Below are 15,047 nucleotides of genomic sequence, written 5' to 3' on the forward strand. Positions count from 1 at the left end.
GGGGGGCCGGGCCCTGCCCTGGTTCACGCGACCTTGATGCCGATGAGGCAGGTGTCGTCGTCGGTGTCCGATCTGCTGTGCAGAAGCAACTGGTCGAGCCGGCGTTCCAGCGAGGGGGTCGGCTCCTTCGCCGCGGCGAGCAGCTGGGACAGCGAGTCGTGGACCGCGGTGTCCCTGCGCTCGACGAGCCCGTCGGTGTACATCAGCAGCGTGTCGTCCAGTTCGAGCTGCACCTCCCCCTCCTCGTACTCCGCCTCGGGAAGAGCGCCCAGGAGGAGGCCACGGAGCAGCGGAAGGGTGCTGGCATCCTCCCCACGGACCAGTACCGGTGGCAGATGTCCTGCCCTGGCCCAGCGCAGGACGCGGGTCTCGGGGTCGTACACGCCGCACACAGCGGTGGCCGTGACCTGTTCGGTGAGGTGGTGCGCCACGATGTTGAGCCAGGACAGCAGCTGGCCGGGGCCGGCGCCGGTGACGGCGAGGCCGCGCATCGCGTTGCGCAGGACGACCATGCCGGTCGCCGCTTCTATGCCGTGGCCGGCGATGTCGCCGACACACAACAGGATGCGCTTGGACGGCAGGACCACGGTGTCGTACCAGTCGCCGCCGACCAGGGACTCCGTCTCGGCGGGCCGGTAGCGCACGGCGACGTCCAGGCCCGGGGCGGCGAGAGGGACACGGGTCGGGGGCATGATGGCGTGCTGGAGCTGCAGCGCCAGCCGGTTCCGCTCCGCCGACTCCTGCTCGGTGTGGGCGAGTTGGTCCCTCGTCGCCGCCAGGGCGACCTCGGTCCAGTGCTGCGAGGAGATGTCCTGGTAGGCGCCGCGCACGGCGAGGAGCCGGTCGTCGGCGTCGAGCACCGGTTCGGCGATGACCCGGATGTGGCGGGTGACCCCGTCGGGCCGCTGGAGGCGGAAGGCCGTGGAGGTGGCACGGCGATGGTGCAGCACCGCCTGGAGGAAGCGGCCGATGGCCACGGCGTCGTCGGGGTGCGCGTGCTCGGCCAGGTCCTGGAGGGACACCGGCTTCTCGGTGACCGCTCGTCCGTAGAGGGCGAAGAGCTGCCCGTTCCAGGTGATCTCCCCGGTGACGAGGTTCTCCTCGAAGCCGCCGATGCGCCCGAGGCGCTGCGCGTGCTGGAGGAGACTGGCAAGGCGTGCCGTCTCGTCCTCGATGCGCCAGATGAGCAGGACGCTGCCGGCGTGCCGGCTGATGCTGAGGTCGGCGACGGAGGCCAGCGGTACCTGGTCCACCAGGGCGGTGAGCGTCATGCGCTGGGCGCGGAAGGGCTCACCGGTGGCGTAGACGCGTTCGATCTTCTCGAAGAGTTCGCTGTCGTCGGCGGCCGTCGGATAGGCCTCCAGCAGCAGGGCGCCGTTGACCGCGCTGCGGGGACGCCCGGCGGGATCGAGGAAGCTGCTGTTGGCGTGGCGGATGCGGAAGTCGGTGAGGTTGCCTTCAGGGTCGAGCTGGGGGATGAGGACGAGTGCGGGGTCGTACAGGCCGTCCGAGAGGTCGACGAGTTCCGAGACGTCGGCCGACTCCCGCGTGCCTGTCAGGTGTCCGACGGAGGACGGCAGGTTCTCGAGCGTGTGCGCGCACAGTTCGGCCAGGGCCTCGATCTGGCGCGCCACGGCCGGTGGGTGCGGCGTGAGCTCCTCGGGCCAGCAGATCTCGAGGACTCCGTGGATACGGCCCCCGGTACCGGCGGGCAGTGCGACGCGGCCGCCGTACGGTGTCTGGCCACGGCCGATGGTGGGCAGGCCCACCGAGGCGAGGGACTCTATCCGTACGGTGCGCCGCTCCTCGAGGGCCTGTCGGGCCACGGTCGCGACGCCGGGTGGGACGTACCGCCAGCGGTCTGCCTCGTCCGCGCTGAATCCGGCGTGGCCGCACAGGGTGAGGGAGGCTTCCAGGCCCGCCGCCCATACGGCCACGGCAGTCGCTCCCAGCGGGGCGAGGGCGTGTTCCAGGAGGGATTCGGCGACGGCTTGGGTGTCGCTCGCGGAGAGCGCGGCGCTCTCGGCGGTGCGCAGCCGGACGGCGACGGACGGTGCGGGCTCTCCCTCCGTCCCGTTCGCGTGCCGGACGAAGTCCTCCGTCACCGCGGCGAGCTCGTCGTGAGCGGCCTGGTTGACGATGTCCGCCGCCAGTTCGAGTGCGGACAGACCGGCCTGCTGGGCCAGTTCGTTGAGCTGCCGTGCCGCTTGTACCGGCCCGCACCCGAGCCGTTCGATCATCACGCCCTTGGCGAGTTCGATCAGGGCTCGGCCCTCGGCGGCGGCGTGCGCCGCGCGTACCTCCTCGCGGAGTCGCTCCACGGTGGCCGCCAGACGGCCGACCGTGGAGGCCTGAGGCCCTGCCGGGGCATCGGCGGCGGGGGCCGAAGAGGGTTCCTTGCCGAGGCCCGCTTCCATCGACCTGATCACGGTGATGTCGTGGGCCGAGCCGGTGAGGGGACGCACCTCGTCCCGAGCCCGCGGAGAGCGTGTCTCTTCGCCGTCGGTGTTCTCGAGTGACGTCATGACGTCACCCGCGCGTCGTGCTGCGGGTTCACCCAGCGGCGGACGCAGTCGATGAGGTCGTTGGCGTCGACGGGCTTGGTGACGTAGTCGCTGGCACCCGAGGCGAGGCTCTTCTCCCGGTCACCGGGCATGGCCTTGGCTGTGACGGTGATGATGGGCAGGTCGGCGTGGTCGGGCATCTGGCGGATCGCGGAGGTGGCGGTGTAGCCGTCCATCTCGGGCATCATCACGTCCATGAGGATCAGGTCGATGTCGGGGTGCTCGGCCAGTGCCTCGATTCCCTTGCGGCCGTTCTCCGCGTGGAGGACCTGGATGCCGTGCATCTCCAGGATGCCGCTCAGGGCGTAGAGGTTGCGGGCGTCGTCGTCCACGACGAGGACCGTCCGGCCGTGCAGGGAGTCGTCCACGGTCTGTGAGGTCTGCGGACGCGATTCCTCGATGCGGACCAGGGACACGACGTCGCTCGGCTGCTCGGCGGAGAGGTACAGGGCGATCCGCTCGCGCAGTTCGTCCAGGCTGGAGAGCAGTTCCAGGGGCCGTTTGCGGGCCCGGTCCTGCAGGGCGGATTCGAATGCGGCGTCCAGGCGCCGGTTGTTGTGCGCGAGGACGGGGACGCTGCGCAACGCGGCATCGCCGTCCATCGCGTCGAGGAAGTGCATGGCATCGCTGTCGGCCCGGTCGAGTTCGAGCACCACGCAGTGCACGGGGGCCGTCGCCAGGGCACTGGCCGCTTCCTCCGGGCCGACGGCCGCCACGAGTTCGACGGTGTCGCGGTCGTGGCCGCCGGCGAGTTCGGCGACGGCGCTTTCGGCGACGAGGGACAGCAGTCCGCGCGGGCGCTCCTCGATCACGAGCAGTCGGCGGGGCTTGCGCGGTTCGCTCTCCGTACGGGCGGAGCGGCGGGCGTCGAAGGGCTCGACCGCGGTCGAGCCCTCCGTGCCGGTGCCCTCGGTGGTCCGCTCGGCCTCGCGCGGGAAGTCGAGGCGGGCGACCGGGAGGTAGAGGGTGAAGGTGCTGCCCTGGCCGGGGGTGCTCTCCGCGGTCAGCGCGCCGCCGAGCAGGTGCGCGATCTCCCGGCTGATGGACAGGCCGAGACCCGTACCACCGTACTTGCGGCTCGTGGTCCCGTCCGCCTGCTGGAAGGCGCCGAAGATGGCTTCGAGATGCTGCTCGGCGATACCGATGCCGGTGTCCTTGACCCGGAACGCCAGCACGGGGCCGTCACGGTGGACCGAGGCGGGCAGTGCGGCTTCGACGGCTCGCTCGATGCGCAGCTCCACGCTGCCCTGTTCGGTGAACTTGACCGCGTTGGAGATCAGGTTTCGCAGGACCTGCCGCAGACGGGAGTCGTCGGTGACCAGGTCGGCCGGGACTCCCGGGGCGGTGGTGATCGTGAAGTCGAGGCTCTTCTGGGTCGTCAGGGGCCGGAAGGTGGCTTCGACGTAGTCGAGGAGCTGCCGCAGCGCGACGCGCTCGGGGTTGATGTCCATCTTTCCGGCCTCGACCTTGGACAGGTCGAGGATGTCGTTGATCAGCTGCAGCAGGTCGGATCCGGCCGAGTGGATGATGCCGGCGTACTCGACCTGCTTGGCGGTGAGGTTGCGGGTCGGGTTCTGGGCGAGCAGCTGGGCGAGGATCAGCAGGCTGTTGAGCGGGGTGCGCAGCTCGTGGCTCATGTTGGCGAGGAACTCGGACTTGTACTTCGAGGCCAGCGAGAGCTGCTGGGCCCGGTCCTCGAGCTCCTGCCGCGCCTGCTCGATCTCCAGGTTCTTGCCCTCGATGTCGCTGTTCTGGGCCGCGAGGAGAGCCGCCTTCTCCTCCAGCTCGGCGTTGGAGCGCTGCAGCTCGTCCTGCTGCACCTGCAGTTCTTCGGAGCGGGCCCGCAGCTCGCCGGCCAGACGCTGGGACTCGCCCAGCAGTTCGTCGGTGCGGGCGTTGGCGACGATGGTGTTGACGTTGACGCCGACCGTTTCCATGAGCTGTTCGAGGAAGTCGCGGTGGACGGGCGTGAAAGCGGTGAAGGAGGCCAGTTCGATGACGCCGAGGACCTGGTCGTCCACCACGATGGGCAGCACGATCAGGCTGCCCGGTGCGGTGCGGCCCAGGCCGCAGGAGATGCTGATGTAGTCGGCGGGGACTCCGTCGGCGGCGATGGTGCGCCTGCTGCGGGCGGCCTGACCGACCAGGGACTCCCCCCACTTGAAGCGGTCGTGGCCCATGGTGTCGGTGGGACGGCCGTAGGAGCCGACGAGTCGCAGTTCGGTACCCTCGGCGGTTTCCTCGGCCAGGTAGAAGGCCCCGTACTGTGCCGAGACCAGCGGGGTGAGTTCGTCCATGACGAGCTCGGCGACGACGGCCAGGTCACGGTGCCCCTGCATCAGGCCTGAGATCAGGGCGAGGCTGGACTTGAGCCAGTCCTGTTCCTGGTTGGCCCGGGTCGTCTCGCGCAGCGAGCCGACCATCGCGTTGATGTTGTCCTTGAGTTCGGCGACCTCACCGGAGGCGTCGACGTTGATCGAGCGGGTCAGGTCGCCTTCGGCGACCGCGCTCGCGACCTCGGCGATGGCACGGACCTGGCGGGTCAGGTTCCCGGCGAGCTCGTTGACGTTCTCCGTGAGGCGCTTCCAGGTGCCGGAGACGCCCTCGACCTCGGCCTGGCCGCCGAGCCGGCCCTCACTGCCGACCTCCCGGGCGACGCGGGTCACCTCGGCGGCGAACGAGGAGAGCTGGTCGACCATCGTGTTGATGGTCGTCTTCAGCTCCAGGATCTCGCCCCGGGCGTCGACGTCGATCTTCTTCGAGAGGTCGCCGTTGGCGACGGCGGTGGTGACGAGGGCGATGTTCCGGACCTGTCCGGTGAGGTTGTTCGCCATGGAGTTGACGTTGTCGGTGAGGTCCTTCCAGGTGCCGGCCACGTTCGGCACCCTCGCCTGGCCGCCGAGTCTGCCCTCGGTGCCGACCTCACGGGCCACGCGGGTCACCTCGTCGGCGAACGCCGAGAGGGTGTCCACCATGGTGTTGATCACCGCCGCGAGTGCCGCGACCTCGCCCTTGGCCTCGACCGTGATCTTCCGCGACAGGTCGCCGCGCGCCACCGCCGTGGCGACCTGCGCGATGGAACGCACCTGTCCGGTGAGGTTGGACGCCATCACGTTGACGTTGTCCGTGAGGTCCTTCCACGTACCGGACGCGCCTCGTACGGTGGCCTGGCCGCCGAGGTTGCCCTCGGTGCCCACTTCGCGGGCGACCCGGGTGACCTCGTCGGCGAACGCGGACAGCTGGTCGACCATCGTGTTGATGGTCTCCTTCAGCTCCAGGATCTCGCCCCGGGCCGTCACCGTGATCTTCTGCGACAGGTCGCCCTGTGCCACAGCGGTCGCGACCTGCGCGATCGAGCGGACCTGCGCGGTCAGGTTGCCGGCCATGAAGTTGACGGAGTCGGTCAGGTCCCGCCAGGTGCCCGAGACGCCCTTCACATCGGCCTGGCCGCCGAGGATGCCCTCGGTGCCGACCTCACGGGCGACCCGGGTGACCTCGTCGGCGAACGCGGACAGCTGGTCGACCATCGTGTTGATGGTCTTCTTCAGTTCCAGGATCTCGCCCCGGGCGTCCACGTCGATCTTCTGCGACAGGTCGCCCCTGGCGACCGCCGTGGCGACCTGCGCGATGTCGCGGACCTGGGTGGTGAGGTTGCCCGCCATGGCGTTCACCGAGTCGGTCAGATCGGCCCAGGTGCCGGAGACGCCGGGCACCTTGGCCTGCCCTCCCAGGGTGCCTTCGGTGCCGACCTCACGGGCGACCCGGGTCACCTCGGAGGTGAAGAGGGACAGCTGGTCGACCATACCGTTGAAGACCGTGGCGATCTCGCCGAGCAGACCGTCCGCGTCGTCCGGCAGGCGCGTGCCGAAGTCACCGTCGCGTACCGCCGTCAGCCCGGCCAGGAGCTGCCGCAGCTCCGGCTCCCCCACCTTGCCCGCACCACGCGCCCGTGTCCGAGGTACACGCACGTTGTCGACCGTCGTCTCAGTCATGACCATTCCTCGTTGAACGCTGCTGGGAGCCCCGCCGGAAAGCCGGACACCGCCACGACCGGACAGGTCGTCTTTCTCGTACGGCAATCATTGCCGTACGACAAATACGAGTCAGCCTACCCCGCCGTAACTCGCGGGCGAAAGCCACGCAGGCGGGGACAGCGGTCCCCCCACAGGGACAGTTCGGTCCGGGAGGCCTGACTCCCGGGCCCCTGGCCACCGCTCACGGGCTACGATGATCTTTCTGCGACCGGCGTACATACACCTCGGTTCTCGGGGTATACGGCGCTCATCGCCCGGACCGCGCCGGTCGGCGGGCGCCTAGGGATGGGGAACGAACATGAGCGTGACGGCACCGCCCGCATCGACGACCGCGGCTACGGTGAAGGCCCCGGAACTGCCCGAGGTGGCGGCGCCGCACAAGGTGGCCCCCAAGGATGCCCGCTCGCTCTCCAAGCTGTTCTTCGACCAGCTCGCCGTACTCGAGGAAGGCACGCACGACTACCAGTACGCGCGCAACACCTTGATCGAGATGAACATGTCGCTCGTGCGGTACGCCGCCGGACGCTTCCGCGGCCGGGGCGACGACATGGAGGACATCACGCAGGTCGGAATGATCGGCCTCATCAAGGCCATCGACCGGTTCGACCTGTCGCGCGAGGTGGAGTTCACCACCTTCGCCGTGCCGTACATCGTCGGGGAGATCAAGCGGTTCTTCCGCGACACCTCCTGGGCGGTCCATGTCCCGCGCCGGCTCCAGGAGGCCCGCGTCGAACTGGCCAAGGCCACCGACGAACTCAGCAGCCGTCTGGGCCGCGCCCCCAAGGTCAGCGAGCTCGCCGCCCTGATGAACCTCTCGGAGGAGGAGGTCATCGAGGCCAGGATCGCCGCCAACGGCTACACCTCCTCCTCGCTCGACGCCCCCATCGGCGGGACCGGCGCGCCCGACGGCGAGGACGCCTTCGCGGACCTCATCGGCGCGGAGGACCCCGCCATGGAAAGGGTCGAGGACTTCCACGCCCTCGCTCCCCTCATCACCGCCCTGAAGGAGCGCGACCGGCGGATCCTCCACTTCCGCTTCGTCGACGAGCTGACCCAGGTACAGATCGGTGAGCGGCTCGGCCTCAGCCAGATGCACGTCTCACGCCTGCTCTCCCGCGCCCTCGCCTCCCTCCGCGAAGGCCTGCTGACCACCGACTGGCGATCACCGACGGCGTCACTCACCGCCGACGATCAGGGCCGCGCGTGCGGTGCGGCGCCGGAGTGCACGGCGTTCCGCCTCGTCCAGACCGCCCCATACGCCGAAGTCCTGTCGTTCCTCCATGGCCCAGGCCAGACACTGCCGCCGAACCGGGCATCGGCGGCACACCGTCTTCGCCTCCTGCGCCTGGAGCGAAGCCGGTCCCGTGCTGCCGACGGGGAAGAAGAGGTCGGGGTCCTCCTCCTCGCGGCAGACGGCCTTGATGCGCCAGTCGGTCATGATCGCCGTTCCTCCTCGTTGTCGCGTGTCTCACCGTCGCAGTGCGCACCGCGGCCGTGGTCCTCTCCGTCTCACCGGCAACGCCGAGCGCAAACGCCCGCAGGCGCCCGGTCTTCGCCTTCTCAGTCCCAGGGAGCGGGGCCCGTGCCCTCGGTCCATGCGACGAGCTCACGGTGGTCCACGCAGCGGATCCCGCACTGCTGGGCGTATTCGGCCGCCGGCTGTGTGAACTCGCCGGTGGTCACGACGGCTGCCACCTGGGCCTCGTGAATCGAGAAGCAGGTGCCACCGAAGCGTTGTACGTCCTGGGAACCGACCTTGTTCAAGGGGCCGTAGCGCTTGCACTGGATGACGACGCGCTGTCCGTCGGGTGTCGTGGCGACGACATCGGCGCCCAGGTCGCCCGCGCCTCCCACGACGTGGACGTCCCGGCAGCCGTCGCGCTCGCACAGCGCGGCGACGGCCTGCTCGAAGCCGTCCGGGTCCATCGCGGCGAGGTCCTCGGCCCGGAACGCTTCGGACGCACCGGGCACTTCGCCGTCCACGGCCACCGGTGAGGAGCAAGGTTCGGCGGGCGGGACGGGCACCTCCGCCATGCGGTGGGCGAGGCCGTCGAGGCTCGACGCGACACGGCCCGCGGCACGGCGGCGGCGCCTGCTTCCCATCAGGGCGACGAGGCAGCCGAGAAGCAGGACCCCGGTCAGTGCCGTGCCAGGGCGTTCCGTCACCGTCCTGACGGTCAGCTTCAGCGTCAGTCCGACCGCGCACAGGGCGATGGCGGCGAGCCCGAGGGCCAGGACCAGCTGTCGCAGACTGAAGGCCGCGCTCCGTTTCTCACGTGCCGACCGTCCGAGGGAGACGGTCATATCGCCACCGCGGGCGACCGCGTCAAGATCACTCATGGCTGCCGTATGCCCCGCGAAGCCACTTCGCACAACCCCGCCTCGGCCGCACTTCCCACCTGGCCGAAACCCGGTCCGCCGCGACGGTTGCGGGTACCCTTCCATCCGACGTTTTCTGAGTGCGTGACCCAGGACCCTGGTGGATGGGATGGACATGAGCGGGCATACCTGGCACATTCCGCTGGAGACGGGCGCCTTCGCCCGTGCCCGTGACCTCACCGCCACCGCGCTCGGCACCTGGGGCTGGCCGACGGACCGCATCGAGGTCGCCGTGCTCCTCGTGTCCGAGCTCGTGACCAACGCCCACCGTCACGCCGGCACGGACGCCTGGCTCCACCTCGAGCCCATACCCGACGGCGCTCGCATCGCCGTCCGCGACGAGAGCCCTGCCCGGCCCGCTCAGCGAGCGCCCGGTGTCACGACCGCGACCGGCGGTTTCGGACTCCACCTTCTCGACCACCTGGCCGCGGGCTGGGGTGTCGACAGCCGTGAGGACGGCAAGCGCGTCTGGGCCCACATCCTCAAGGCCCCTTCTCCCCCTGTGACCTGAGGCACTCGGTCACGCGACCGCCGAGCCGGCGATGCGGACGGACGAGCACCACCCTTACGCGGCCGACCGGTACGCGAGCGTGGAAACCCCGTGACGGCCCAGGCGGTGGCGCCTCCACCCGCCCGCCAACGCGCCCCGCAGACCTACCCCTTCCGTTCCGGGCCGCCCGCCGACGGTCCGCGGAGGTCGAGGCAGAGCACGAGTCCGCCGTCCGGTGCGGCTCCCTGCTCGGCGAGTTCGCGCAGGACGGCCCTGGGGGTGTCCGCGCCGGGGAGGTGACCCGCGCGGGCGATCGCCCGGCTCACGGCCCGGTCGAAGTCCGCGTGGGCCGGGTGCGATGCCGGCAGCTCAGGACCGCAGGCGACGAACAGCAGCCTCTCCCGGGGCCGGGTCCTCAGATGCTGGGCGGTGTAGACGGTGTCCTCGAACATGCCCAGCGGGAGCTGGCTCTCCAGTTCCACCCGCCACGCCGTCCGCCCGGACACGCGCCAGACGCTCGGGGAGCCGGCGTCGACGATCTGCGCCGCTCCGGTGCGCAGGTCGAAGCACATCAGCAGGGTCGACAGATGCCTCGTGCCGCGGTGCTGCCCGTACAAGGCCTGGTCGGCCAAGGCCGCCTGGCCGGCGAGGTCGAGGCCGGCGCGGCGGGCGTTGCGGATCGCGTTGAGAGCGAGGTTGTTCACCAGGACGGCCTCGGCATCCGTTCCGGCGCTGTTGGCGACGACCAGCGTGAGCTGGTCCGCCGAGGCCGACCAGTCGAAGAGGTGTCCCCCGGAGGCGTAGGCGGGTTCGCCGTGCGCGTGAAGGTCGAACTCCTCGCGCGAACACGAGCGCCCCGGCATCAGCTCCCACTGCATCTCCGCGGACAGGGTGAGCGGGGCGTTCCGCCGTGCTTCGCGGTACACATCGGTGTGCCGTTCGGCCACCCGCAGGGCATGCCCCAGCATCTGGGCGATGGCACCGAGGTGGTCGAGGAGGACCTCGGGCGGTTCGTGGCCCTGCGGCAGCGTGACCACCAGGACCCCATACCGCTCACCACGTACCGCCACGGGAAGATACGCCGTCACCGTGAGGTCCGCTCCGGTGGAAAGATATGGTTGCTGCTCGGAGAAGACCGTGCCCGCCGGGCTCGCCTCCACGGGAACCGGCCCTCGAACGGCGTCGCGGTGACCGAAGGCGCGGAGGCTGCTCAACCCGTAGTCGATCAGCAGCAGGTCGACCGCGGTCGCCGCGAAGTGCTGCGCAAGGTGAGTACGGAGGGAGTCCAGAAGGCCATGGGGCGGTGCTCCGCGCAAGGCGCGTTCCACCATCACACGTCGTTCCACCGAACCATTACCGCTTTCTGGAGAGATGTGGAGACTGGAAACGTGGCGCACACGCAGCGCCGTCGGTCGAAGACGTCTGATTGGGAGTGTCACTAGACATGGACGCGAACCCCACTTCTTCTCAGCGTCGGCCACAGGAGACCGCCCAGGCGGCCCGCGAGCTCATCGAGCTCCTGGAAGTCCTGTGGGAGCGTGGCAAGGACATGGTGTCCTCGACCCCCGTCTCGGCGTCCCAGCTGCGCGTTCTGTACTGCCTCGACCGGGACGAGGGCATCAACCTGCGCACGCTGGGCAAGGTGCTGGGTTCCGCTCCCCCGTCCGTGAGCCGCCTGTGCGACCGGCTGGAGGCGCTGGGGTTCGTCCAGCGGCTTCCGAGCCCGGTCAGCCGACGCGAGCTGGAGCTCCACCTGACAACGCGGGGCAAGGCGTACCTGCACGACCTGAGGGCCCAGCGGCAGGAGGCGCTCCTGGCGGTCATCGACTCGATGGCTCCGTCGGCGCGCAACGCGCTGCTGAAGGGGCTGACGAGTTTCCAGGACGCGCTCAACGATGCGGGCGACGTCCCGCAGCGATCCCCTTCGGTCGAGAGCGTCCGGTCCGCCTGACCTCGCCGGACGAGGACTGCCCAGTCGATTCGCACTCCCGTCTTCTCACTTTCCGATGCCGGGACGTCACTGTCGGCGCCCCGCAGTCCGACCCATAGCGTTGCCACAAGGATACAGTTGTTTTGTGGCAACTGTTGACGTGGGTTGTCGTAAGCTGGCCAGGGAGACTGCGTGTACGGCGACAAGGACCGGATCATCGTCACGGAACTGCTGGCGGGCGGCTCGTGCGCCGTCCTGCGGGTGACAGGAGAGCTGGACCTGCGGACCGAGACGGACCTGCTCGACCAGGCCGGAAGGCGGGTCGCCGACGGGCACCGGTACCTGGTCCTGGACCTGACCGCTCTCGCCTTCTGCGATTCCCGCGGCCTGAACTGCCTGCTGTCACTGAACTGGCTCTGCCGGCACATGGAGGGCCGGCTCCTGCTCTCCGGGGTGGGCTCCCAGGTCATGCGCACGCTGACGGTCAGCGGCACGGGCAAGGCTCTCCGCCGCTTCCCCTCCGTGAGCCGGGCGCTGGCCGCCGTACCCGGGGACGAGCGGCCCCTGTGGCCCCCTCCGCCTTCGTGATCCCACCCGGGGCACCGGCCGCCTCCCACACGTCCGGACGTACGCGGCTGTCCCCGGCTCCCCGGGACAGGAGAGATATGGTTGCGGTCCGGAGTGAAGCGGAGCGTCCCGGCATGAGCACAGATCCCGCCCCCCGTCCGAAACCCGCCAAAGGCGCGGCCCAGGCCGCGAGTGCCGTCATCGAACTGCTCGAAGTCCTGTGGGGACGGAGCAATGACGTCACCGCCTCCTCGTCGGTCTCCGCCTCCCAGCTACGGGTCCTGTACTGCCTGGAGCGGGAGGAGGGGATGAACCTCCGCCGCCTGGGCCACCTCCTGGGGGCCGCCCCTCCCTCGGTGAGCCGACTCTGCGACCGTCTGGAGGCGATGGGCTTCGTCGAGCGCGTCCCCAGCCGGGTGAGCCGCCGCGAACTCATGCTCTGCCTGACCGACCGCGGCAAGGCCCACCTGGCCGAGCTGCGGGCACTGCGGCAGGAGATCCTCCTGGCGCCGATCCAGAACATGCCGCCCGCCGCCCGCGACGCACTGCTGGACGGCCTCAGGGCCTTTCGTGAGGCCCTGGAAGACCCCGGAACCGCGCGCGAGCGCACTCCGCGCCACGCACCTCACCGCGGAGCGTCTGAGACCGACCGGCGAGGAGCACCCCCGAGAGGCACCCAGGAGCGCTAAAAAGCCTCGCCCGCCTCCCCGCCCTCCGGCCGCCCGTGCCAGTCGAGGCAGACGACGAGCGCGTCGTCGTCCAGGGGCGTCTCCCCGTGGTACCCGGCGAGTTCACGCAGAACCGCGCCCGGCACCTGCGCAGGGGGCAGCAGTCTGGTGGACAGCAGGGAACGGGCCAGGGCCCTCTCTCCGTAACGCTCCCCCACCGGGGAGGACGCCTCGTACACACCGTCGCTTCCGAACAGCAGACGGTCACCCGGCTCCACGGTGAACCGCTCGGGGACGTAGACCGTGTCCTCGAACATGCCGAGCGGCAGCTGCGCGTCGAAGGAGATGGCGTCGACCGAACGCTCCCGCAGCCGCCACATGCGAGGGGAGCCGGCGTCCACCGCTTCGACCTCGCCGGTGTCGAGGTCGAAGCGCAGCAGCAGTACCGAGACGTACGCACTGCCTCGGTACTGGGCGTACACCGCCTGGTCCGCCAGCGCCGCCTGCCCCGCCAGGTCCAGGCCCGCCCGACGCGCGTTGCGCAGGGCGTTGACGGCGAGGTTCGTGAGCAGGGCGGCCTCGATGCCCTCCCCCATGCCGTTGGTGACCGTCAGTGTCAGGTGGTTGGCCGAGGCGGACCAGTCGTAGTTGTCGCCGAAGATGGCGTAGGCCGGCTCCAGGTGGGCGCCCAGGGCGAACTCGGGCCGTACGCAGGAGCGCCCGGGCAGGAGTTGCCACTGCATCTCCGCCGCGAGGGTGAGCCGGGCCGCGCGACGGGCCAGGACGTACAGGTCGGTGTCACGTTCGGCGACCAGGATCTCGTGACCGAGGGCCTGACAGACGTGCTGGATCTCGGGCAGCAGCGACTGCGCGTAGCGGTCCTCCGGCAGCGTGACGGTCAGCACGCCCATCCGGTCGCCGCGGATGGTGACGGGCAGGTGGACGTCGAAGGAGCCGTTGCCCCGCGTCACACACGGTTCCTGAGCGCCGAAAGCCCGTCCCTGCGGTGAGCCGTGGATGAGCACCGGCTCGGTCGTGTAGGGCACGCTCTCCACAGCCTGCAGCGAGCGCATCCCGTAGTCCGCCAGACGGAGTTCGACACGCTCGGCGCCGTACTGCTCCATGAGCGCGACGGTCACCACGTTCAGCAGGGTGTGCGGTGCAGCGCTACGCAGAGCCCGCTCGACAGCGGCAAATTTGTCCACGTCATCCAGCTTCTCTATGTGCCGGGAGCCAGGCCCGGCAGGCCAGGGCCACGCACGCTCCCTCACAGGCCAGCGTACCGACGGACCGCGGCACAGTCACAACCTCATTGTACGAAACCAACACAACATTTGTTACACGGCAATTATATTCGACCGCTGCCCGGGTAGAGGTGCACAACGAGCACACGCGGCGGAGACCGACGGCTGAAGACAGAGGTGGAACATGGGATCGGCTGTGCGCGTGCCGCAGACCCGGGACATGGCCGGCGACGAGCTCTCCGGGGACGAGGCATGGACGGCCCTGAGACGGTACGGCGGGCGCACGCTCCTGACCGACGCCTTCCTCCGGTTCCGGTACGCCGACGGCTTCAGCCACTCCCGCGCCCTGGCCTTCCAGCTCGCACTCGCCGTGGTGCCCTTCGTGATCGCGCTGGTCGGGGTGGCGTCCACCCTGCACTCCGACGGCATCGGCCGGACGGTCGAGCTCGCCCTCACCCAGATCGCCCCGGGTGCCAGTTCCGCTCTGATCGAAGACGTCCTCGCCACGGGGCGCCGCAGCGCCGGCACCGACGCGGCCGGCGCGCTGGCGATGTGGCTGGGGCTCGGCTTCGCCGTGCTGAGCCTGGTGTCGGCCATGGCACAGATCGAACGCGGCACGAACCGGATCTACGGGATCGAACGCGACCGGCCCTTCGCCCGCAAGTACGGCAGGAGTCTGCTGCTGACCGTGGGGGCAGGGATGCCGATGGCAGCCGGGTTCCTCGTTCTCGTGGCCGGCGACACCCTCGCCGAGGCCGTCGTCACCGCGTCCGGCACCGCCTCCGACGCCGCGTCGGGCCTGCCGCAGTGGTGGAACTGGGCGCAGATCCCCGCCGGCGTCGCCCTGGCGGTGATCGCCTCGGCGGTGATCCTCCGCTGGGCCCCGCGCCGCCGCCAACCCGGCTACACGTGGCTGGCCTTCGGATCGGCCGTCCATCTCGTCCTGTGGATCGCCGCGACCTGGCTACTGGCCCTCTACGTGGAGTACAGCGGCTCGTTCGGCGCCGTGTACGGCCCGCTCACCGCCTTCGTCGCCCTGCTCCTGTGGGCGAATCTCACCGGCGTCGCCCTGTTCCTCGGCGTCGCCTTCGCCGCTCAGCTGGAAGCCGCACGCGCCCGGATCTCCGAACCGGTCCACCCGGACCCCGGCCCGGACTCCTGACGCGCGGAC

11 protein-coding genes and 1 pseudogene are annotated in these 15,047 nt (G+C 70.1%); 6 read left to right on the plus strand and 6 right to left on the minus strand.

The window, feature by feature from the left end:
• Window positions 1-23: 23 nt before the first annotated feature.
• Together ACFWUY_RS18350 and ACFWUY_RS18355 are read right to left on the minus strand one after the other, a co-directional pair.
• Entirely contained in the window at window positions 24-2,525 is a 2,502-nt protein-coding gene (locus tag ACFWUY_RS18350) for a SpoIIE family protein phosphatase (RefSeq protein WP_384108707.1), read from the minus strand.
• On the minus strand, window positions 2,522-6,556 hold the full coding sequence (locus ACFWUY_RS18355) for a HAMP domain-containing protein (protein ID WP_384108710.1): 4,035 nt from the start codon (window positions 6,554-6,556) through the stop codon (window positions 2,522-2,524). Before ACFWUY_RS18355 ends, ACFWUY_RS18350 begins: the two co-directional genes overlap by 4 nt.
• Window positions 6,557-6,896: 340 nt before the next feature.
• Here ACFWUY_RS18355 and ACFWUY_RS18360 point away from each other — a divergent pair.
• A pseudogene (locus tag ACFWUY_RS18360) lies at window positions 6,897-7,751 on the plus strand (RNA polymerase sigma factor SigF); the annotation flags it as partial.
• A 21-nt stretch (window positions 7,752-7,772) separates the two neighbouring features.
• Here the strand turns inward: ACFWUY_RS18360 and ACFWUY_RS18365 are convergent.
• Together ACFWUY_RS18365 and ACFWUY_RS18370 are read right to left on the minus strand one after the other, a co-directional pair.
• On the minus strand, window positions 7,773-8,036 hold the full coding sequence (locus ACFWUY_RS18365) for a WhiB family transcriptional regulator (RefSeq protein ID WP_384108864.1): 264 nt from the start codon (window positions 8,034-8,036) through the stop codon (window positions 7,773-7,775).
• A 122-nt stretch (window positions 8,037-8,158) separates the two neighbouring features.
• A complete protein-coding gene (locus ACFWUY_RS18370) occupies window positions 8,159-8,938 on the minus strand; it encodes a restriction endonuclease (RefSeq protein WP_384108713.1) in 780 nt (259 codons plus the stop codon).
• Window positions 8,939-9,092: 154 nt separating this feature from the next.
• Between ACFWUY_RS18370 and ACFWUY_RS18375 the strand changes: the two genes are divergently transcribed.
• Complete coding sequence (locus ACFWUY_RS18375; RefSeq protein WP_384108716.1) at window positions 9,093-9,488, plus strand: ATP-binding protein; 396 nt, start codon at window positions 9,093-9,095, stop codon at window positions 9,486-9,488.
• 143 nt (window positions 9,489-9,631) lie between these two features.
• Here the strand turns inward: ACFWUY_RS18375 and ACFWUY_RS18380 are convergent, their stop codons facing one another.
• Window positions 9,632-10,813 carry a PP2C family protein-serine/threonine phosphatase gene (locus tag ACFWUY_RS18380; RefSeq protein WP_384108719.1) on the minus strand — a complete coding sequence of 394 codons (1,182 nt, stop codon included), beginning with the start codon at window positions 10,811-10,813 and terminating at the stop codon, window positions 9,632-9,634.
• 98 nt (window positions 10,814-10,911) lie between these two features.
• Between ACFWUY_RS18380 and ACFWUY_RS18385 the strand changes: the two genes are divergently transcribed.
• The 3 genes from ACFWUY_RS18385 (at window position 10,912) to ACFWUY_RS18395 (ending at window position 12,653) form a co-directional block, all read left to right on the plus strand.
• Window positions 10,912-11,418, plus strand: a complete 507-nt coding sequence (locus ACFWUY_RS18385; RefSeq protein WP_384108722.1) for a MarR family transcriptional regulator — start codon at window positions 10,912-10,914, stop codon at window positions 11,416-11,418.
• Window positions 11,419-11,589: 171 nt separating this feature from the next.
• Entirely contained in the window at window positions 11,590-11,985 is a 396-nt protein-coding gene (locus ACFWUY_RS18390) for an STAS domain-containing protein (protein ID WP_384108725.1), read from the plus strand.
• Window positions 11,986-12,098: 113 nt separating this feature from the next.
• Entirely contained in the window at window positions 12,099-12,653 is a 555-nt protein-coding gene (locus tag ACFWUY_RS18395) for a MarR family winged helix-turn-helix transcriptional regulator (protein WP_384108728.1), read from the plus strand.
• Here ACFWUY_RS18395 and ACFWUY_RS18400 read toward each other — a convergent pair.
• The gene (locus ACFWUY_RS18400) at window positions 12,650-13,837 is read right to left on the minus strand and encodes a PP2C family protein-serine/threonine phosphatase (protein WP_384108731.1); all 1,188 of its coding nucleotides are present in this window, start codon (window positions 13,835-13,837) and stop codon (window positions 12,650-12,652) included. The two genes, ACFWUY_RS18395 and ACFWUY_RS18400, sit on opposite strands and share 4 nt — an antisense overlap.
• 223 nt (window positions 13,838-14,060) lie before the next feature.
• Between ACFWUY_RS18400 and ACFWUY_RS18405 the strand changes: the two genes are divergently transcribed.
• Window positions 14,061-15,038, plus strand: a complete 978-nt coding sequence (locus ACFWUY_RS18405) for a YihY/virulence factor BrkB family protein (RefSeq protein ID WP_384108734.1) — start codon at window positions 14,061-14,063, stop codon at window positions 15,036-15,038.
• The last annotated feature ends 9 nt before the right edge of the window (window positions 15,039-15,047 follow it).

Origin of the sequence: Streptomyces sp. NPDC058664, from assembly GCF_042716635.1 — a bacterium.
Lineage (GTDB): Bacteria > Actinomycetota > Actinomycetes > Streptomycetales > Streptomycetaceae > Streptomyces.

What these genes read in the sequence shown, in the direction of transcription:
- ACFWUY_RS18350 (WP_384108707.1), bottom strand. Translation starts at nt 2,525, where the DNA reads ATGACGTCACTCGAGAACACCGACGGCGAAGAGACACGCTCTCCGCGG.
- ACFWUY_RS18355 (WP_384108710.1), bottom strand. Translation starts at nt 6,556, where the DNA reads ATGACTGAGACGACGGTCGACAACGTGCGTGTACCTCGGACACGGGCG.
- ACFWUY_RS18365 (WP_384108864.1), bottom strand. Translation starts at nt 8,036, where the DNA reads ATGACCGACTGGCGCATCAAGGCCGTCTGCCGCGAGGAGGAGGACCCC.
- ACFWUY_RS18370 (WP_384108713.1), bottom strand. Translation starts at nt 8,938, where the DNA reads ATGAGTGATCTTGACGCGGTCGCCCGCGGTGGCGATATGACCGTCTCC.
- ACFWUY_RS18375 (WP_384108716.1), top strand. Translation starts at nt 9,093, where the DNA reads ATGAGCGGGCATACCTGGCACATTCCGCTGGAGACGGGCGCCTTCGCC.
- ACFWUY_RS18385 (WP_384108722.1), top strand. Translation starts at nt 10,912, where the DNA reads ATGGACGCGAACCCCACTTCTTCTCAGCGTCGGCCACAGGAGACCGCC.
- ACFWUY_RS18395 (WP_384108728.1), top strand. Translation starts at nt 12,099, where the DNA reads ATGAGCACAGATCCCGCCCCCCGTCCGAAACCCGCCAAAGGCGCGGCC.
- ACFWUY_RS18405 (WP_384108734.1), top strand. Translation starts at nt 14,061, where the DNA reads ATGGGATCGGCTGTGCGCGTGCCGCAGACCCGGGACATGGCCGGCGAC.